Below are 18,879 nucleotides of genomic sequence, written 5' to 3'. Positions count from 1 at the left end.
GGGGGGGGGGAAGGGGGGGGGGGTGTGGAGAGGGGGGGGGGAAAGGAGGGAGGGGGGGGGGTTGCCTCCCCCCCAACTGGGGACCCCCTTTCCCCCCCCCCCCCCCGCCCCACTTCCGCGTGCCGGGCCGCGGGGTGCACTGGCTGCGGGGTCGCGGGGCTGCGGGATCACGGGGCTACGGGGCTACGGGGCTACCAGCCCGAACTCGTAGGCCTGGATGACCAGGTGGACCCGGTCGCGGGCGTCGAGCTTGGTGAACAGCCGGGCGACGTGGGCCTTGGCGGTGGCCACGCTGATGGTGAGCTCCGCGGCGATCTCGGCGTTGGACAGGCCCCGGCCGACCAGGACGAGCACCTCGCGCTCGCGCTCGGTGACGGCCTCGGCGACCGGCCGGCGGGGCCGGGCCGCGGCGGCCTCCGCGTCCGGGCGGGCGGCGAACTCGCCGATCAGCCGGCGGGTGATGCCGGGGGCGAGCAGGGCGTCCCCGGCGGCGACCACCCGGATGCCGTCCAGGATGGTCTCCAGGGCGAGGTCCTTGACCAGGAAGCCGCTGGCCCCGGCCCGCAGCGCGCCGTAGACGTAGTCGTCGTCGTCGAAGGTGGTGAGGACGAGGACGTGGGTGGGCAGGTCCGGGTCGGCGGTGATCCGGCGGGTGGCCTCGATGCCGTCCGTACCGGGCATCCGGATGTCCATCACGGCGACGTCGGGGCGCAGCCGGGCGACCAGCTCGACGGCCTCGGCGCCGTCGCCGGCCTCGCCGACCACCTCCAGGTCGGGGGCATCGGCGATCAGCACTCGCAGGCCGGTGCGGATGAGCGGCTGGTCGTCGACCAGGACGACGCGGATCACGGTCCCACCTCCACGGGGGTCTCGACGGCGGTCCTGACGGCAGTCCCGACAGGGGTCCCGACGACGGGCTCGACGGCGGGCTCGACGGCGGGCTCCTCGCGGAGCCCCTCGCGGAGCCCCTCGGGGAGCGGCAGTCGGGCGGTGACCAGGAAGCCGCCCTCGGGGCGCGGTCCGGCGCTGAACTCGCCGTGCAGCAGGGCGACCCGCTCGCGCATGCCGGCCAGCCCGTAGCCGGTGCCGGGGCCGCCGCCCGCCGCTCCGGCGCCCAGGTCGACCACCGTGACGGCGAGTTCCCGCGGGCCGTACGCGACGGTGACGTGGCAGTCCCGGGTGCCGGAGTGCTTGACCACGTTGGTGACCGCCTCCTGGACGATCCGGTAGGCGGCGAGGTCGACCTCGGGCTGCAGCGGACGGACCGTACCGTGCCGGGTGAGCGCCACCCGCACCCCGGCGCCCGCCGCCTTCTCCACCAGTCGGTCCAACTCGCCCAGCCCGGGCGCCACTTCGAGCGGGGCGGACTCGCCCTCGCCCTGCCGCAGCGCGCCGAGCATCCGGCGCAGGCCGGCCAGGGTCTCCCGGCTGGTGGCCTCGATCGCCTCCAGCGCCTTGCGGGTCTCGGCGGGCTGGGTGTCCATGACCCGGCTGCCCATGCCGGCCTGGATCGCGACGATGCCGATGTTGTGGGCGACCATGTCGTGCAGCTCGCGGGCGATCCTCAGCCGTTCGGCGGTGATGGCCTGCTCGGAGGCCCGGCCGCGCAGCGCCTCGGTGTGGACGCGGCCCTGGTGCACGGTGTTGCCGATCAGCCAGGCGATCAGCACGGTGGCGGCGAAGCCCGCGTAGGCGAGCGGGTTGACGGGGTAGTCGTTGACGGCGCCCCAGATCAGCAGCCCGGCGAGGGTGGCGAGCGGCAGCGCCAGGGCGGTGAGCGAGACCCGGCGGGAGCGGGTGGCCGCGCAGTAGCCGACCACCGCGTCGGCGATCAGGAACTGGAGCGGCGCCGCCTCCGGGACGCCCCACATCCCGAGCGCGAACATCCCGCCCCCGAGCGCCACCACGACGGCGAGCAGCGGCAGTCGGACCAGCAGCGCCGCGACCAGGGTGGTGACCACCGCGGTGACCACCATCGGCATGTCCTCGGGGTTGCCGTGGTAGTTCAACAGGTGGCGCAGCTCGTCCTCGCGGGTGAGGAACCGGAACCCCACCAGGGCCGTCCACAGCGCCGCCACCCACACGCCCGCGGGCAGACGCCTGAGCAGCGGCGGACGAGGTTCGGTGATCATGGCGCGATGGTATCGGCGGCCCGCCCGGCGGCGCATTGGCCCGGGGGCGTAATCCCCGGGGCCAGTACGGCGACCCGCGGTTGTGGCCCGCGGCCCGATGCCCGGGACGGGGGCCGACCGGCAGCGTTGTCCCCGTGATCGAGATCGAGCGACTGACCAAGCGGTACGGCGCCACCACGGCCGTCGACCAACTGACCTTCACCGTCCGGCCGGGCACCGTGACCGGCTTCCTCGGGCCCAACGGCGCGGGCAAGTCCACCACGCTGCGGATGATCCTGGGCCTCAACACCCCCACCGCGGGCACCGCCACCGTGGCCGGCGTGCCCTTCGCCGGCCGGCCGCGCGGACTGCGGCACGTCGGCGCGCTGCTGGACGCGGGCGACGTGCACGGCGGGCGAAGCGCCCGGGCCCACCTGTCGGCGCTGGCCCGCAGCAACCGCGTCCCGCTCGGGCGGGTGGACGAGGTGCTGGCGGAGGTCGGCCTCGGCAAGGCGGCCGGGCGGCGGATCGGCGGCTACTCGCTGGGCATGAAGCAGCGTCTGGGCATCGCCGGCGCGTTGCTCGGCGACCCGCCGGTGCTGCTGTTCGACGAGCCGCTGAACGGGCTGGACCCGGAGGGCGTGCTCTGGGTGCGCGGGCTGTTCCGGCGGCTCGCGGACGAGGGCCGCACGGTCTTCGTCTCCAGCCACATGATGGCGGAGATGGAGCACACCGCGGACCGGCTGGTGGTGATCGGGCGCGGGCGGCTGATCGCGGACGAGAGCCTCGCCGAGTTCTCGGCCCGCAACGCGGTCTCCTCGGTGGCCGTCCGGACGCCCGAACTCTCCGCGCTGGCCGAGGCCCTGCGCGCCGAGGGGGCCGAGGTGCGGCTGGCGGAGCCGCACCTCGGGATCGTCACGGGGATGCCGGCCGCGCGGATCAGCGAACTCGCGCTGCGCCACGGCGTGGTGCTGCACGAACTGGCCGCCCGGACGTCGTCGCTGGAGTCGGCGTTCATGTCCCTGACCGCCGACAGTGTCGAGTACCCGGCTGGAGAGGCCCGATGACCACCGCGACCCCGGGTTCCACCGTCGAACCCGCACCCCGGTTCCTGGACCTGCTCGCCGCCGAGTGGATCAAACTGCGCTCGCTGCGCTCCACCTACTGGGTGCTGGCGCTGGCCTCGCTGGTGGCGATCGCGGTCAACGTGAACGCCGTCCACACCGACCTGCCGTACATCGACCACCCGCCGCCGCGGATGCCCGGCCAGTCGCCGTACACCTACGACCCGCTGTTCCACGGCCTCGGCAGCATCGCGAGCGACCTGATGGCGGTCGCGGCCGGCAGCCTCGGGGCGATCACCGTGTTCGGCGAGTACACCACCGGACTGATCCGCACCACCTTCGCCGCCGTACCGGACCGCCGGGGCGTGATCGCGGCCAAGGTGCTGCTGATCGGCGGGATCACCGCGCTCGCCGGGCTCGTGGTGTCGACGGTCTCCTTCTTCACCGTCAACGCGATGCTGGCCTCCCGGCACGTCGGGCTCTCCCTCAGCGACGCGGGCTGCCTGCGGGCCGTGCTCGGCTACGCGGCGATCGTGCCGGTCTGCGCGCTGATCGGGATGGCGCTGGGCGCGCTGCTGCGGCACGCCACCGCCTCGATCGTCTCGCTGGTGATGCTGATGTTCATCCTGCCGATGATGTTCGGCGGGGACCGCTACCGGTGGCTGAAGGAGATCGGCACCCACCTGCCCCTGGCCACCGTGCAGCGGCTCACCATCACCCCGCACTCCGCGACCACGATGGGGAAGTACGCGCCGAGCGTGCTCGACTCGTGGATCACCATGGGGCTGTGGGGCCTGGCCGCGCTGGTGGCGACGGTGCTCGTGGTGCGGCGCCGGGACGTGTGAGGCCCTGGGCTACCCCAGGCCGAGGCGCCGCGCGGTCGCGGCGGGCAGCCGGTACGGGCGCTCGGGCGGCAGCAGCCGCTGGGCCTTCGCCGGCTGCCCGTCGCGCACCAGCGCGGCGATCCGCCGCACCTGCGGGGTGAGGTCGGTGAGTCCGACGACCCACTCCTCGGCGTAGCTGCGGATCAGCGAGCGGCCGATGCCCACCTGGATGCTGTAGTGGTTCAGCGCCGCCCCGCGCAGCGACCGCTCCGGGTCCCACTGCACGTGGACCTCGGCGCGGGCCACCTCGTCCGGGTCCGCGGTGGTCAGGACGGCGCGGGCGAGCGCCTCCTCCCAGCCCTCCCGGGTGATCCGGACCGCCAGCACCCTGGTCTGTCCGGCCTTCTGCGCCCAGTTGCTGCGGTGCATCAGCCAGCGGAACGAGGGCTTGATCCACGTCATCCGGTGGAAGCCGAAGGGCGCCGTGAACCGGCCCGCCGCCAGCGCCGCGTCGGCGACGGCCGGCGGGTACGCCTGGTAGAGCACGATCGTCCGCGCGTCGTGGTCGGCGCGGATCTCGCGCAGTGCGGTCATCTCGCGGCACCCCCTTCGCCCCGGCGTCCCCTGCGCCCCGGCCCGCTCTTCGCCTCCGGCACGCTCTTCGCCCCCGGCACTCCCCCGGCACGCTGCCAGCGCGGGCCCGCCCGGCGCAACGGGATTACCGGGCCGGGCCGCGGCCTCCTCAGGCCGCGGCCCCGTGGCGCCCGGCTCGGGCCGCGGCGCCCGCCTCAGGCCGCGGCGGCCTTGGCGCGGAAGGCGCCGAGGGTGGCGGCCGGGACGCCGCAGCCGGGGAGGAAGGACGCCGCGCCGCCGTGGTGGGTGCGGACGCGGTCGAGGAAGACGGACATGGCCTCGGCCGGGGCCTCCAGGAGGGGCGCGGGGATCGTGAGGTTGTGGCCCCGGGAGTCGGTGACGCGGGAGGTGGTGCGGTCGTTGAGGGCGGTGCGGTGGCGTTCGGCGAGGCCGGCGAAGATCTGCGGGAGGGCGTCGGCGGTGCGGGTGTAGTCGGCGACGATGTGCTCGGCGGGGACGTCGAGGAGGTCCAGCAGGAGGGCGGTCAGCAGGCCGGTGCGGTCCTTGCCGGCGGCGCAGTGCAGCAGGACGGCGCCGGGGCGGACGGTGGCGTCGACGGCGGCGGCCACCGCCTCGGGCGCGGACTCGGCCAGCAGGACGTAGAAGTCGCCCAGGTCGGCGGCCGTGGCCATGGTGCTCATCCGCGCGGTGAGGGCGTCGGTGGCGGGGTTCACCGGGGCGGCGACGACGGATATCCCGGCGGCCGCGGCGGCGGCCCAGTCCTCGGGGTCGGTCTCGCGCGGGTCCCGCAGGTCCACGATGGTGCGGATGTCGCAGCCGCGCAGTTGGGCGACGGTGGCCTCGTCGGCGGCCGGGAACGGCTGGGCGGAGCGGTACAGCACACCGGGACGGACCCGCCGGCCCTCGGGGTCGCCGAGGACGGCGGCGTCACGGAAGTTGACCAGGGACATGCGGGAGGCCTTTCGGTGGAGCCGCACCCGGGACGGGACGGGGAAGATCCGGAGCGGGGACATCTAGACGTCTAGATGTGTAACCCGTTCCGGGGTCGCCGGGCAAGCCTCGATCGGTGCATCCCTCCATCCCACTCCCCTCGGCGGGCCACGGCGACCCGGGCGGCTGCAGCGGGCGCGGGCGGCGGAAGCGGGCGCGGCCGGGGCGCGGACCGACCCCGGCGTCGTGCGCGGGCTCCGTAGGATCGGGCCCGTGGCGACGAACCCCCCGAGCTCCCCGAACACCCCGGTGTACCGCCGCCTGGCCCGCCGGATCCAGGAGCGCGTCGACGCCGGCGCCTACCCGGCCGGCACCCGGCTGCCCAGCGAGTCCGAGCTGAGCGCCGAGTTCGGCGTGAACCGGCTGACCGTGCGGCAGGCGGTGGCGGAGCTGGAGCGGGCGGCCGTGGTGGAGATCCGCCGCGGCGTGGGCACCTTCGTCCGCCCGCCGGCCGTCCGGGTGTCGATCGCCGTGGACCCGCGCAGCCAGCGCTTCGACCTCGGCAGCGTGCCCACCGCACTGCCCAACGAGGAGCGCACCGACGGCGAGTTCGTGGTGGCCGCTCCGCCCGTCACGGGCTCGCCGCAGGACGCGGAGGCGGCCCGGCAGCTGGGCCGCGGCCCGGCGGAGCTGTCCCGGGTGGACTCGGTGATCCGGCTGGGCGGGCGGGCCCGGGCGGCGTGCAGCTACTGGGTGCCGTTCGGCCCGCTGCCCGCCGAGCTGGTCCGGCCGGGCCGCTCCGGGAACCTGGTGCCGGACCTGGCGCGGGCCGCCGGGGTGGAACTGGAGTACGACTGGCGGGCCTTCGGCGCCGTCGGCGCGGACCTCGCGGACGCCGAGCTGCTGGGCGTCCCGCCGGGCACCGCGCTGCTGGTGCGCGAGGGCGTCAGCTGCACCCCGGACGGCACCCCGGCCCTGTACGTGCGGCGGCGGATCGACGGCAGCAGCGCGCGCTTCGTCCTGCACTTCCGCGACCGGTAGCGAAGGCCGCCGCGCCCGTCCCCGGCCGGAGCGCCCCTGATAAATTCAGCGCCGAAACACCAGGCCGTACGGGGGCGGGCAGAGCACGGTGATCGAGGAGATCGACTACGACATACCCGGCGAGCTGGCCGAGGTCTACCTCGTCCTGCTCGCCGACGTCTCCCGCACCGGGCGGCTGCCGCGCCGCGAGGAGCTGGAGCGCCTGCGCAAGCTGGGCGAGCACTGCGCCGAGGCCGGGTACGGGCTGCGCGAGGTGGTGGCGCAGTGTCTGGCCGCGGCCCGGCGGGCCTGGCAGACCCTGCCCGGGACGGCCGCCGCGAGCAGCGTCACCGAGCTGCGCCGCACGGGCGACGCGGTGCTCGCCGCCACCGACGCCGCGCTGGCCGCGCTGGGCGAGGGCCACGAGCGGGCCCAGCGCCTGGCCGTCCGCCAGGAGGAGGCGGCCCGCCGGGAGTTCATCGACGACCTGCTGTTCGGCCGCAGCGACCTCGGGCTGCTGGCCGAGCGCGCGGAGCGGTTCGGGCTGCGGCTGGCGGGCTCGTACACGGTGGCGGTCGCGGTGGGCGACGAGCCGTTCGCGGACGTCCATCCGCTGGTGCACCGGGTGGAGCGGGAGCTGGCCGGGCGGTTCGGCGAGCGGGACGTGCTGCTGGCCAGCAAGGACGGCCGGCTGGTGTGCATCGCCCCGGACTCCGAGCGGGCCGTGCTGGAGGCCTTCGCCGAGCTGACGCTGCGCCCCGGCCCCGGCTACCGCCCGGTGCTGCGGGTGGCCACCGGCCGCCGGCACTCGGGGCCGAGCGGGGTGCTGCGCAGTTACGAGGAGGCGCTGGACGCGCTGGACTACGCGCAGCGGCTGGACCTGCCGGCCCGGCAGCTGCGGGCCGAGGAACTGCTGGTCTTCCCGGTGCTGATGCGCGACCGGGCCGCCATGGCCGACCTGGTGCGCAGCGTGCTCGGCCCGCTGACCGAGGCGCGCGGCGGCGCCCGTCCGCTGCTGGACACCATCGCGGTGCAGGCGGAGGCCGCGTACGTGAACGCGGAGGCGGCGCGCCGACTGGGCCTGAGCGTGCGCACGCTGGGCTACCGGCTGGAGCGGATCAAGGCGCTCACCGGGTACGACCCGGGGGACGCGCTCCAGCGCTTCACCCTGGAGACGGCGGCGATGGGTGCGCGGCTGCTGAACTGGCCGGAACAACCGCTGTAGTACGCGGTACGACGGCTGTAGTGCGCGGCACCACAGCCGTAGTGCGCGATCCGACCGCCGCGGTCCCGCCACGGGAGTCCCGCCGCCCCAAACCCGCGGGGCGGCTCCGGAACCGTCCGGCGGCCGTCCTGTTGCCGAGCTGTTGCAGTGTCACGCGGGCCGTGCGTACCAGGGTGTCAAGAGGGCGTAAAGATTGCCGGATCCTGGCAATGTGCGGGGGGCCGCGGCACTGTCATGATCTCCCCGGCGCCGAAGCGCGGCGCCGCTGGGAAGGCGGGGGAGCGTGGCCGGGATGGGGGGATTCTTCGCGGCCGCGCTGGCCTTCCCGACGGCGCTGTTCAGCTTCGCGCTGGTGGTGGTGGTCGGGTACTGGTTGCTGATGCTGTTCGGCGGCCTGGTTCCGGGCGCCGTGCACGGGGGGCACGGCGGCGGGCACCAGGTGGACGTCGGACACGCGGGGCACCACCTGGGTGCCGGGCACGGGGGGCACGCCGGGCACCTCGGACACGGGGGGCACGGCGGCGGGGGGCACAGTGCCGGGGGGCACGGCGCCGACGACGGGTCCGGCCGGCAGGGCGCCGGCCACCACACGGGCGTGCTGGACGCGCTGGGGCTGGGCGGGGTGCCCGTGACGGTGGCGGTGTCGCTGCTGGTCGCAATCGCCTGGTTCGTCAGCCTGGCCGGCACCGTCCTCACCTCGGGGGCACCGGCGCGCGGCGGCGTGTTCGTCGTCGCGCTGGTCGCCTCCTGGGCGGGCACCCGGGTGCTCGTCCGGCCGCTGTCGCGGCTGTTCCCGCAGGACCGGCCGGTCACCCGGGGGGACTTCGTCGGCCGGGTCTGCGTGATCCGGACCGGCCGGGTGACGGCCGACTTCGGGCAGGCCGAGGTCACCGCGGAGGACGGCTCCACCGCGACCGTCCAGGTCCGTACGGCGACGCCCGAACCGGCCCTGACGGCCGGGCGGACCGCCCTGATCTTCGACTACGACGCCGAGGGCGAGCACTTCCTGGTGGCGCCCTTCGACCCGCCGGCCGTCCACTGACGCCTGCCCGCTGACGCCAGGTCAGCCTGTTCCTTCCACTCCCACCGCACTTCCCTTCGCACCAACTCGCCATCGTCAAAGGACTCCGTGATGGACACCATCGCCGTGGGTTTCGGCGTGCTCGTCGCCGTCGTGCTGCTCATCGTGCTCGCCATGCTGCTGTTCGTGGGCCGTCTGTTCCAGAAGGTCGAGCAGGGCAAGGCACTGATCGTCTCCCGGACGAAGAAGGTGGATGTGACCTTCACCGGCGCGATCGTCCTCCCGGTGCTCCACAAGGCCGAGTTGATGGACATCACCGCGAAGACGGTGGAGATCCACCGGGCCGGCCGGGACGGCCTGATCTGCCGGGACAACATCCGCGCGGACATCCGGATCTCGTTCTTCGTCCGGGTCAACAAGACCGTCGAGGACGTCATCAAGGTCGCGCAGTCGATCGGCACCGCCCGGGCCAGCGACCCGCAGGCGATCCAGGAGTTCTTCGCCGTCAAGTTCGCCGAGGCGCTCAAGACCGTCGGCAAGCAGCTGGACTTCACCGACCTGTACACCCACCGGCACGAGTTCCGGGACCAGATCATCGCGGTCATCGGCACCGACCTCAACGGCTACACCCTTGAGGACGCGGCCATCGACCACCTGGAACAGACCCCGATGAGCCAGCTGGACTCCGACAACATCCTGGACGCCCAGGGCATCCGCAAGATCACCGAGCTGACGGCGATCGAGCACGTGCGCACCAACGAGTACCAGCGCAACGAGCAGAAGGAGATCACCCGGCAGAACGTGGACGCCCGGGAGGCCGTCCTGGAGCTGGAGCGCCGGCAGGCCGACGCCGAGATCCGCCAGCGCCGCGAGATCGAGACCCTGCGGGCCAAGGAGGACGCGGTGATCGCCCGGGTGCAGGAGGAGGAGCGGCTCAACGCCCAGACCGCCTTCCTGCGCACCGAGGAGCTGCTCGGGGTGCAGCGGGAGAACCAGGCCCGCGAGGTCGCGGTGGCGCAGAAGAACCGCGAGCGGGTGATCGCGGTGGAGAACGAGCGGATCGAGAAGGACCGCCTGCTGGAGGTCGTCGGCCGCGAGCGGGAGACCCAGCTCGCCACGATCGCCAAGGAGAAGGAGGTCGAGTCCGCCAAGCGCGAGGTCGCCGACGTGGTCCGCGAGCGGGTCGCGGTGGACCGGACCGTCGCCGAGCAGGAGGAGGCCGTCAAGACGCTGCGTGCCACCGAGGAGGCCGAGCGGGTCCGCAAGGCCGTCGTGATCCAGGCCGAGGCCGAGGCGCAGGAGAAGCTCGTCAAGGACATCAAGGCCGCCGAGGCCGCCGAGCAGGCCGCCACGCACAAGGCCCGCGAGGCGCTGGTGCTGGCCGAGGCCCGGCAGCGGGCCGCCGAGCTGGACGCGGCCGCCAAGATCCGGATGGCCGAGGGCATCCGGGCGGAGGCCGCCGCCGAGGGCCTGGCCCGGGTCCAGGTCCGCGAGCAGGAGGCCGCGGCGGTGGAGAAGGTCGGCCGTGCCGAGGCCGTCGTCCAGGTCGAGAAGGCCAAGGCCGCCGCGCTGGAGGTCGGCGGCCGGCTGAAGGCCGAGGCCGAGGGCCTGACCGAGAAGGCCGCGGCGATGGCCAAGCTGGACGAGGCCTCGCGCGGGCACGAGGAGTACCGCCTGCGGCTGGCCGCCGAGAAGGACGTCCGGCTGGCCGGGCTGGACACCCAGCGGCAGATCGCCGAGGCCCAGTCGGCGCTGGTCGCGGCCGGGCTGGAGAAGGCGAAGATCGACATCGTCGGCGGGGACTCGGTCTTCTTCGACCGGCTGGTGCAGTCGGTGTCGGCCGGCAAGAGCCTGGACGCCTTCGTCGGCCACTCGCAGACCGCGCAGACCCTGGCCGGGCCCTGGCTGGACGGGCGGGCCAGCTTCACCGAGGACCTCACCAGGGTGCTCTCCTCGGTCTCCACGGCGGACGTGCAGAACCTGACGGTCTCCGCCCTGCTGATGAAGCTGATCGGCTCGGGCGCCGGCGACCAGGCCGGGCAGCTGCGCCGGCTGCTGGAGTCGGCGCGGCAGCTGGGCGTCGCGGAGACCCCGCTCGGGGTCCTGGCCGGCGGCCTCGCCTCGGCCAACGGCTCCAAGTGACCCGCTGAGCGACCGGGCGTTCCGAACCGCCGCCCGGCCCGACCGGCCCGACCGATCCGCCCGACCGACCGACCCGCCGGAACCGCCCGATCCGACCGATCCGACCGACCCGACCGACCCGACCGATCCGCCCGACCCAACCGATCCGACCGATCCGACCGAGGAACGTGACCGTGACCGTGGACGCCCTCGACGCCCGGCTCGACGCCGGCACCTACGAGGTCCTGCGCGACCGGCTCGCCCGAGCCGCCGCCGAACTCGCCGACCGGGCCCAGGCGTTGAACGCCCGCCGGGTCGACGAGTTCGGCGGCGGGGAGCTGCGGCTGGCCGGCACCGGGCGGCTGACCACCGCCCGGTCCTGCCTGCCGCAGGACCTCACCGCCGTCGGCGGGCTGCTGCTGCTCGGCACCCGGCCGGTCGAGGCCGCGGACGGCGCCGGGGACTTCGACGACGTCTTCGGCCTGCACCACCCCGACCTCTCCCCCGCGCCCGCCGAGGGCACCCTGCTGGACGACCCGCGGCTGCGCCAGGACCTCGCCGATCTGCGGCGCTACTTCCGCGACGCCCGGCTGGAGCGGCTGCGCGCGGTGGACGGCCGGCTGCTCGCCGTCTTCCGCACCGGCCCCGCCGCCGCCGACGTCCGGGTGCTGCGCTGGCGCCTCGACGGCGGCCCCGCCGACGACGCGCAGCCGTCCTACCTGGACGGGCGCGGCGAGCGCGACCACGTCCCCGCCGACGGGCAGCAGCTGCCCTGGACCGCCGTCACCCGGGACGACCAGCTGCCCGCCGGGCCCGGCCGCCCGCCCCGCGCGGACCTGGCCGGAGAGCTGCTGATCGGCGTCGACGGCGGCCGGCTGACCATCGCCGCCCCGGACGGCCGGGAGCTGCACCGCGAGCCGCTGGCCGAGGCCCTGCAGACCCTCGCCGACGCCCGGATCGCCCACGCCCGGCTCGGCACCCTGCTGCTGGTGCGGGTGCGCCCGTACCAGGAGGAGACCGACCGGCACCTGGTGGTCCACCTGCCCACCGGCGCCGTCACCCGGATCGACGCGCTCGGCCAGGCCTGCCTGCGGCTGCCCGCCGACCAGGGCGTGGCCTTCCCCGGCGGCTGCCACCTGGTGGACGGCACCGTGCGCGTCTTCGACCAGCCGGTCGACGGCCTGGTGTACGAGCGCACCGTCCTGTCGCCCAACGGCGAGGACGTGCTGTACGAGTTCCGCTCCCCCGCCGACGGCCGCGCCCTGCTCCAGCCGTACAACAGCGTGCGCCAGGAGGCCGCCGCGCCCCTGCCCTGCCAGGGCTACGCGCTGCTCGCCGACGGCACCCTGATCGCGCTGCGCCCGGCCGAGGACGGGCCGACCCGGCTGCACCCCGTCCAGCTCTGGCAGACCCCGTTCACCAGCGAGCGCTTCGCCGCCGAACAGCCGCCCGGCAGCGGGCCGCTGGCCCGGATCGGCAACGCCGACCTGGTCCGCGGCCTGGCCGACTGCCTGGCCCTGGCCCGGCTGGCCGCGGCCGGCGCCGACACCCTGGCCGGCCACCGGGCCGTCCTCGCCGCCTGCACCCGCACCGCCGACCGGCACCACTGGCTCGGCCAGAGCGGCCTCGGCGACCTCGCCGCGCCGCTCGCCGAGATCCGCGACACCGCCCGGCAGGTCGTCGCCGAGTACGAGGCCGTCGCCCAGCTCACCGCGCACGCCGCCCGGCGGGCCGACGAGACCGCCGAGCACGTCGAGGGCCTGCTGCGCACCGCCCGCGGCGAGACCCTGGCCGACGCCGCCGAGTGGGTCGACCGGCTGGCCGGGCTGCGCCGCGCCCAGGGCCGCGTCGAGGCGCTGCGCGACCTGCCGCGCGCCGACGCCCCGCGGATCGACGCGCTCGCCGCGCACCTCGCCGAGGGTCTGGCCCGGGCGGCCGACCGCGCCGTCGTCCAGCTCGCCGAGCCGACCGCCTTCGAGCCGCACCGGCAGCGGGCGGGCGAGCTGGCGGAGCGGTGCGCCGCGATCGCCACCGCCGCCGAGGCCGAACCGCTGGGTCTCGAACTGGCCGCCCAGAGCGAGGCCCTGCAGACCGTCTCGGAGCTGGTCGGCACCCTCGATCTGGCCGACGCCACCACCCGCACCGCCATCCTCGACCGGCTCGCCGACGTGCTCGGGCTGCTCAACCGGGCCCGGTCCGCGCTGACCGTGCGCCGCCGGGAGCTGCGCACCCGCGAGGCCGCCGCCGAGTTCGCCGCCGAGACCGCCCTGCTCGGCCAGGCCACCACCGCCGCGCTCGCCGCCGCCGACACCCCCGAGGCCTGCGACGAGCAGCTCGGCCGGCTGCTGCTGCGGATCGAGCAGTTGGAGACCCGCTTCGCCGACGCCGACCCGGCCCTCGGCGAGCAGCTCACCGCCCGGCGCACCGAGATCCACGACGCGCTCACCGCCCGCCGTCAGCACCTGCTGGAGGAGCGGGCCCGGCGCGCCGACCGGCTGGTCGCCTCCGCCGGGCGCATCCTCGACACCCTGCACCGCCGGCTGGCCGCGCTGGACACCGCCGAGGAGATCGAGGCGGCCTTCGCCGCCGACCCGACCGCCGTCAAACTCCGCGACCTGGCGGGGCAGTTGACCGCGCTCGGTGACCGGGTCCGGGCCGAGGAGCTGACCGGACGGCTGCGCGCGGCGCGCGGCCGCGCCCAGCGGGCCCTGCGCGACCGCGCCGAACTCGCCGGGGACGGCCCCGGCACCCTGCGGCTGGGCCGCCACCTGTTCGCCGTCACCACCCGGCGGCCCGAACTCGCCCTGGTGCCCTGGCGCGGACGCCCCGCCTTCACGCTCACCGGCACCGACTACCGCTCCCCCGTCACCGACCCGGCCTTCGCCGCCACCGAGCGGTACTGGGACCGCCCGCTGCCCTCGGAGACCCCGCAGCTGTACCGCGCCGAGTACCTCGCGGCGAGCCTGCTGCCGGCCGCCGAGGCGGGGGCGCCGCGCACCGACGGCGAGCTGCTGGAGTACGTCCGGCGGGCCGCCGAGCAGCGCCCGGACGAGGGCTACCAGCGCGGCGTGCACGACCACGACGCCGCGCTGCTGCTCCGCGCCCTGCTCCGGCTCGGCGCCGGGGCCGGGCTGTTGCGGCACCCGGCGGGCGCCCGGGCGGCCGCCCAGCTGTACTGGGCGCACGGCGCCGACGAGCGGCAGCGGCTGCTCTGGCACACCCGGGCCCGCTCGCTGGGCCTCGCCCGGGACGCCTTCGGTGGCGCACCGGCGTCGGCCGCGCTGGCGGCGCTGGCCGCACTGGAGGCCGAACTCTCCGCCGCCGTTTCGGAGTTCGTTCCGGGGGCGGAGCCCTCCGGCCCCTACCTGGTGGCCGAACTGGCCGCCGCCGCACCCAGCTTCGCCCACTCCCCGGGCGCCGCCGCGCTGGTCGACAAGTTCCGCGCGGCACCCGAGTCGGCCGGCCTCACCGAGGCGCTGGCCGCACTGCCCGAGGAGCCGGGACTGCTGCCCGTACGGCGCCAACTGGCCACCGCCTGGCTGGAGTCGGGCACCGCCGATGCCGACCCGGCCGACCTCGCCGAAGCGGCCGCCGTCCTGCTCTGCCCGTCGCTGCCGCGCCGGCCCGCCGAGGGGGCCGTGGGCGCCCGGATCACCGGACTGCTCGGCGACCACCCGCGGCTCGCGGGCGGGGCGCTCGACCTCCGACTGGACGAACTGCTCGCCAAGGTACGGGAGTTCGAGCAGGTCGAGGTGCCCGGCCACCGGGCCTACCAGCGACTGCGGGGCGAACTGCTGGCCGCCGAGCACGCCCGGCTGCGGCTGGACCAGTACCGGCCCGCCCCGCTCAACGGCTTCGTCCGCAACCGGCTGATCGACCAGGTGTACCTGCCGCTGGTCGGCGACAACCTCGCCAAGCAGCTCGGCACGGCCGCCGCCGGCGGGCCGGTCGACCGCAGCGGCCTGCTGCTGCTGGTCTCCCCGCCCGGCTACGGCAAGACCACCCTGGTCGAGTACCTCGCCGAGCGGCTCGGGCTGCTGCTGGTCTCCGTCAGCGGCCCCGCGCTCGGCCACCGGGTCACCTCGCTGGACCCGGCCGAGGCCCCCGACGCCACCTCCCGGCGCGAGGTCGAGAAGCTCAACTTCGCCCTGCACGCGGGCGACAACGTGCTGCTCTACCTGGACGACGTCCAGCACACCTCGCCCGAGTTCCTCCAGCGCTTCATCCCGCTGTGCGACGCCCAGCGCCGGATCGACGGCGTGTGGGACGGCGAGGCCCGCGAGTGGGACCTGCGCGGCAAGCGCTTCGCCGTGGTCATGGCCGCCAACCCGTACACCGAGTCCGGCCGCCTCTTCCGGCTGCCCGACATGCTCGCCAACCGCGCCGACGTGTGGAACCTCGGCGACGCCGTCGCCGGGCGCGAGGACCTCTTCGCGCTCAGCTTCGTCGAGAACGCCCTGCCGGCCGGCCCCCACCTGGCCCCGCTGGCCACCGCCGAGCGCGCCGACCTCGACACCCTGCTCGCCCGCGCCGGCGGCGTGCCCGGCGGCCCCCTGGCCGGCGCCTGGCCCGCCGCCGAGGTCGAGCGGATGACCGCCGTCCTGGCCGGTCTGCTCCACCTGCGCTCCACCGTCCTGGCCGTCAACCGCGCCTACCTGGCCTCCGCCGCCCAGGACGACCGGACCCGCACCGAGCCCCCCTTCCTGCTCCAGGGCTCCTACCGCAACATGGCCAAGCTCGCCCAGCGCCTCGACCCCGCCCTCACCCGCCCCGAACTAGACGCCCTGCTCACCGACCACTACCGGGCCGAGGCCCAGCCCCTGGGCGCCGAGGCCGAGGCCCAGCTCCTCAAGCTCGCCGAGCTCCGCGGCACCCTGACACCCGAGCAGGCGGCCCGCTGGGCGGAGCTGAAGCGGTCCTGGCAGGAGCGCGGGCGCGCCGCCGAACGTCCTTGACCTGAAGGGTGCTTGAGGTCCTAGCCTCGGCCGCATGAGCTACTTCACCGAACGCGAGCGCGGCTATCTCACCGGCCAACCGCTGGCCCGTCTGGCCACCCTCGGCCCGGACGGCTCCCCGCAGGTCCGGCCGGTGGGCTTCCGGCTCAACGACGACGGCACCATCGACATCGGCGGGCCGGACAACGCCCTCAGCCGCAAGTACCGCAACGCCCGGGACCGCCCCGAGGTCTCCGTCCTGATCGACGACCTGGCGCCCGCCGACGATCCGGTCGCGGGCGGCTGGGGGCGCGGCGTGGAGATCCGCGGCCGGGCCGAGGTGCTCGCCGTGGACGTCCCGCCGGTGGCGCCCGACCTGTTCAGCCGGGACGTCATCCGGGTGCAACCCCCGGCGGATCGTCACCTGGAACCTGGAGTCGCCGGGCTCCACCGCCCGGGACGTCGGCTGACCCGGGCGGCCCCCACCCCTTCGCGGCGCCCCCTGCCTCCCCGGCCGGGGGCGCCGCCGTGCTGTGCGCGCCGGCCGCCCTGCTGCGTGCGCTAGCCGCCGTCCTCCGTGCGCCGGTCCCGGGCCCGCAGGCCGTCCAGGATCAGGTCCGCGAGGCGCTCCGGGAGCTCGGGGCCGATCTCGCGGTGGCCGAGCAGGGCGCGGGCCTGGAGGGGTGCGCTGAGCAGTTCCAGGGCGAGGTCGGCGTCCGTGCCGGCCGGGAGTTCGCCGCGGTCGACGGCGCGCCGGACGACGGCGCCGGCCTGGGCGAGGCGGGAGTCCCAGAAGACCTGCCAGGCCTCGGCGAGGGCCGGGTCCTCGGAGCCGAGGGCGGCCGCGCGGGCCACGGCCCGGCCGAGCGGGGTGGCCAGGTACGCGGCGAGCGCGCGGGCGAAGGCGGTCAGGTCGGTGCGGACGGCCCCGGTGTCGGGGACCGGGATGCCCTCGTCGCTGGCGGTCAGCATGGCGTCCAGCACCAGCTTCTCCCGGCTGCCCCACCGCCGGTACACGGTGGTCTCGTTGACGCCGGCCCGGGCCGCGACGTCGGCGATGGTGAGCCGGGCGACGCCCCCTTCGGCCAGCGCCTCCATGGCGGCCGCCAGGACGTCCCGGCGCACCCGGGCGGCCCGGCCGCCCGGACGGCGGCGGATCGGGTCCGGCTCTTCCTCGGTCATGTGTCGATCACCTCGCCACCACCTTAACGCAGGAGCACTTGCATTAAGCGATCCTCCGGCGCATAGTCGCTAATGCAAGAGTTCCGGCTTTAAGAGCGACAGGAGGCATCGCCATGTCCTTCACCTGGCCCCTGGACCCGCAGGACCTGTTCGTCGAGCGCTACCCGCAGATGACCCTCGGCCTGCCCGCCGCCGAGGTGGACGCGGTCCGCGCGGCCGTCACCGACATGTGGGCCGACCGGCCCGGCGGCTGGGTGTACGAGTGGTCCGCCCTCGCCGCCCGGCACGCCGGCGCCGGGCGCCACCGCCAGGCCGCCCAGGCGTACGGCTGGGCCAAGTTCCCCTCGCTCGCCGACGCGCCGAAGCGCACCGCGCTGGCCCGCCAGGTCGAGCAGTACCTGCTCGCTTCGCCCGGCTTCCCGGTCGACGTCGAGCGCCGCACGCTCACCGTCCCCCACCGCGGCGGCGAGGCCGCGGTCCCGGTCCACCTGATGGCCGCGCCCGGCCTGCCCGCCGACGCCCCGGTGGTGCTGGCCAGCGGCGGAGTGGACTCCTGGAAGACCGACCTGCACGGCATGTGGGAGCAGCTCGCGCTCGCCCTGCCTGTCCGACTGCTGCTGTTCGACCTCGCGGGCACCGGCGAGACCTCCCACCTGCCGATGACCCCGGACGGCGGCACCGAGGTGATCGAGGGCCTGATCGCCTTCGCCCGTACGCTCGGCGACGGCCTGGTCGGCCACTTCGGCATCTCGATGGGCGGCTACTACTCCGCGCGCACCGGGCTGACCGGCGCCGTGGACGCGGCCGTGGTGCTCGGCGGCCCGGTCGAGCACTCCTTCGACCCGGACCGCGGCTTCGACTTCGGCATGGACGGCATCGTGGGCAACGCCCTGGGCTTCGACGCGGCACCGGACCGGGCGGCCCTGGGCCGGGCCTTCGCCTCCTTCGGCCTGCGCCCGCTGCTGGACCGGGACGACCAGGCGCCGATGCTGGTGCTCAACGGTGCCGACGACGTCCACGTCCCACGGCACGACACCCTGGTGTTCGCCGGCCGCCGCGACACCCGGGTCGAACTGATCCCGGACACCGGGCACTGCGCCATTTCGAGGTTCGACGAGGCGATGGCGCTGATCGTCCCCTGGCTGAGGAGCACTCTCCTGGGATAGTCCGACGACCGCACGGTTCCCCCGTCGGGGTAGCCGCGCGTGTCGGCGATCCGGCCGAGTGGATCAGTGCCCCGGGCCCGGCCCCGGACTCCACTCCGGGCCCGCGGCCGGGTTCCACCCCGGGTTCCACCCCGGGCCCCGCACAGGGCTCCGCCCGGGACCCTGCTCGGGGCTCCGGCCCGGGCCGTGGACCGCCGGCCGGTCCCGGGCCGCCGGTGCGGCCAGCGACTCCCAGACGGGATCGGGCAGCCCGGGGACGGCCCGCCCCTCGGCCTGCCAGCGCCGGGCCAGCTCGGCGTAGATGGGCGCTTCCGGGCCGGGTTCCGGCACCGGCCGTTCCGTCACCCGCGGCTCCGTCACCGGCCGTTCCGTCGGCACCCGCGGCTCCGTCGTCGCGGGTGGCGACGGCTGTTCCGGCGGCCTGTCCGGAGTGCCGCGCAGGATCGTTTCCTCACTCGGCTGCCGTTCCGGCACCGGCAGCCACCCGAATCCACTCACACCCACCCAACGCGCCCCGCCCGCACCGGGACACGGTCGGGTCAACCCGGTGCTCCGCAGGTCAGCCCCCTGCGGAGCGCGGCCGGGTGCGCAGGAAGTCGGCCCATGTCACACTGTTCCAGGATCAGGGCGTCTCCACCCCATCGTGGGGTGTGCCACAGGGGTTCCTTGCCAGCGGCGCAGTTTACC

The 18,879-nt window shown here is 75.6% G+C and carries 14 protein-coding genes; 9 read left to right on the top strand and 5 right to left on the bottom strand.

Translation table 11 applies throughout. The features are described from left to right. Positions 1–183: 183 nt before the first annotated feature. Entirely contained in the window at positions 184–849 is a 666-nt protein-coding gene (locus tag ACFVGO_RS06510; RefSeq protein WP_359914785.1) for a response regulator transcription factor, read from the bottom strand. After that, on the bottom strand, positions 846–2,132 hold the full coding sequence (locus ACFVGO_RS06505; RefSeq protein WP_380630974.1) for a sensor histidine kinase: 1,287 nt from the start codon (positions 2,130–2,132) through the stop codon (positions 846–848). The genes ACFVGO_RS06510 and ACFVGO_RS06505 overlap by 4 nt, the downstream gene beginning before the upstream one ends. Before the next feature lie 134 nt (positions 2,133–2,266). On the opposite strand from ACFVGO_RS06505, the gene ACFVGO_RS06500 reads away from it, so the two are divergent. Next, entirely contained in the window at positions 2,267–3,178 is a 912-nt protein-coding gene (locus ACFVGO_RS06500; RefSeq protein WP_359914779.1) for an ATP-binding cassette domain-containing protein, read from the top strand. Continuing rightward, entirely contained in the window at positions 3,175–4,020 is an 846-nt protein-coding gene (locus ACFVGO_RS06495; protein WP_359914776.1) for an ABC transporter permease, read from the top strand. Before ACFVGO_RS06500 ends, ACFVGO_RS06495 begins: the two co-directional genes overlap by 4 nt. Positions 4,021–4,029: 9 nt before the next feature. Here ACFVGO_RS06495 and ACFVGO_RS06490 read toward each other — a convergent pair whose 3' ends face one another. Both ACFVGO_RS06490 and ACFVGO_RS06485 read right to left on the bottom strand, forming a co-directional pair. Further along, entirely contained in the window at positions 4,030–4,593 is a 564-nt protein-coding gene (locus ACFVGO_RS06490; protein ID WP_380356706.1) for a DUF4291 domain-containing protein, read from the bottom strand. Positions 4,594–4,787: 194 nt separating this feature from the next. Next, positions 4,788–5,543, bottom strand: coding sequence for a tyrosine-protein phosphatase (locus ACFVGO_RS06485; protein ID WP_380356704.1), 756 nt, complete (start codon positions 5,541–5,543; stop codon positions 4,788–4,790). 253 nt (positions 5,544–5,796) lie between these two features. Between ACFVGO_RS06485 and ACFVGO_RS06480 the strand changes: the two genes are divergently transcribed. From ACFVGO_RS06480 to ACFVGO_RS06455, 6 genes are all read left to right on the top strand, one after another. Further along, the gene (locus ACFVGO_RS06480; RefSeq protein ID WP_359914945.1) at positions 5,797–6,564 is read left to right on the top strand and encodes a GntR family transcriptional regulator; all 768 of its coding nucleotides are present in this window, start codon (positions 5,797–5,799) and stop codon (positions 6,562–6,564) included. A gap of 88 nt (positions 6,565–6,652) precedes the next feature. Next, positions 6,653–7,768, top strand: a complete 1,116-nt coding sequence (locus tag ACFVGO_RS06475; RefSeq protein WP_359914942.1) for a helix-turn-helix domain-containing protein — start codon at positions 6,653–6,655, stop codon at positions 7,766–7,768. 292 nt (positions 7,769–8,060) lie between these two features. Next, positions 8,061–8,810 carry a hypothetical protein gene (locus tag ACFVGO_RS06470; protein WP_359914939.1) on the top strand — a complete coding sequence of 250 codons (750 nt, stop codon included), beginning with the start codon at positions 8,061–8,063 and terminating at the stop codon, positions 8,808–8,810. A gap of 90 nt (positions 8,811–8,900) precedes the next feature. Next, on the top strand, positions 8,901–10,931 hold the full coding sequence (locus ACFVGO_RS06465; protein WP_359914936.1) for a flotillin family protein: 2,031 nt from the start codon (positions 8,901–8,903) through the stop codon (positions 10,929–10,931). Positions 10,932–11,104: 173 nt separating this feature from the next. After that, positions 11,105–15,865 (top strand): DNA repair ATPase, encoded by a 4,761-nt coding sequence (locus ACFVGO_RS06460; protein ID WP_380630973.1) that lies wholly within the window; start codon positions 11,105–11,107, stop codon positions 15,863–15,865. Positions 15,866–15,899: 34 nt separating this feature from the next. Further along, the gene (locus tag ACFVGO_RS06455; protein ID WP_380630972.1) at positions 15,900–16,409 is read left to right on the top strand and encodes a PPOX class F420-dependent oxidoreductase; all 510 of its coding nucleotides are present in this window, start codon (positions 15,900–15,902) and stop codon (positions 16,407–16,409) included. Here ACFVGO_RS06455 and ACFVGO_RS06450 read toward each other — a convergent pair. Then, complete coding sequence (locus ACFVGO_RS06450) at positions 16,406–17,026, bottom strand: TetR/AcrR family transcriptional regulator (RefSeq protein WP_359914928.1); 621 nt, start codon at positions 17,024–17,026, stop codon at positions 16,406–16,408. The two genes, ACFVGO_RS06455 and ACFVGO_RS06450, sit on opposite strands and share 4 nt — an antisense overlap. Positions 17,027–17,139: 113 nt before the next feature. On the opposite strand from ACFVGO_RS06450, the gene ACFVGO_RS06445 reads away from it, so the two are divergent. Next, entirely contained in the window at positions 17,140–18,192 is a 1,053-nt protein-coding gene (locus ACFVGO_RS06445) for an alpha/beta hydrolase (protein ID WP_359914925.1), read from the top strand. Positions 18,193–18,879 lie beyond the last annotated feature (687 nt).

This window comes from Kitasatospora sp. NPDC057738 (genome assembly GCF_042798815.1).
GTDB classification, from domain to species: Bacteria; Actinomycetota; Actinomycetes; order Streptomycetales; family Streptomycetaceae; genus Kitasatospora; species Kitasatospora lactacystinica.
Note: the sequence above shows the minus strand (reverse complement) of the source record. Positions and strands in the feature narration are given on the sequence as shown.

What these genes read in the sequence shown, in the direction of transcription:
- ACFVGO_RS06505 (WP_380630974.1), bottom strand. Translation starts at nt 2,132, where the DNA reads ATGATCACCGAACCTCGTCCGCCGCTGCTCAGGCGTCTGCCCGCGGGC.
- ACFVGO_RS06495 (WP_359914776.1), top strand. Translation starts at nt 3,175, where the DNA reads ATGACCACCGCGACCCCGGGTTCCACCGTCGAACCCGCACCCCGGTTC.
- ACFVGO_RS06490 (WP_380356706.1), bottom strand. Translation starts at nt 4,593, where the DNA reads ATGACCGCACTGCGCGAGATCCGCGCCGACCACGACGCGCGGACGATC.
- ACFVGO_RS06485 (WP_380356704.1), bottom strand. Translation starts at nt 5,543, where the DNA reads ATGTCCCTGGTCAACTTCCGTGACGCCGCCGTCCTCGGCGACCCCGAG.
- ACFVGO_RS06470 (WP_359914939.1), top strand. Translation starts at nt 8,061, where the DNA reads ATGGGGGGATTCTTCGCGGCCGCGCTGGCCTTCCCGACGGCGCTGTTC.
- ACFVGO_RS06465 (WP_359914936.1), top strand. Translation starts at nt 8,901, where the DNA reads ATGGACACCATCGCCGTGGGTTTCGGCGTGCTCGTCGCCGTCGTGCTG.
- ACFVGO_RS06455 (WP_380630972.1), top strand. Translation starts at nt 15,900, where the DNA reads ATGAGCTACTTCACCGAACGCGAGCGCGGCTATCTCACCGGCCAACCG.
- ACFVGO_RS06450 (WP_359914928.1), bottom strand. Translation starts at nt 17,026, where the DNA reads ATGACCGAGGAAGAGCCGGACCCGATCCGCCGCCGTCCGGGCGGCCGG.
- ACFVGO_RS06445 (WP_359914925.1), top strand. Translation starts at nt 17,140, where the DNA reads ATGTCCTTCACCTGGCCCCTGGACCCGCAGGACCTGTTCGTCGAGCGC.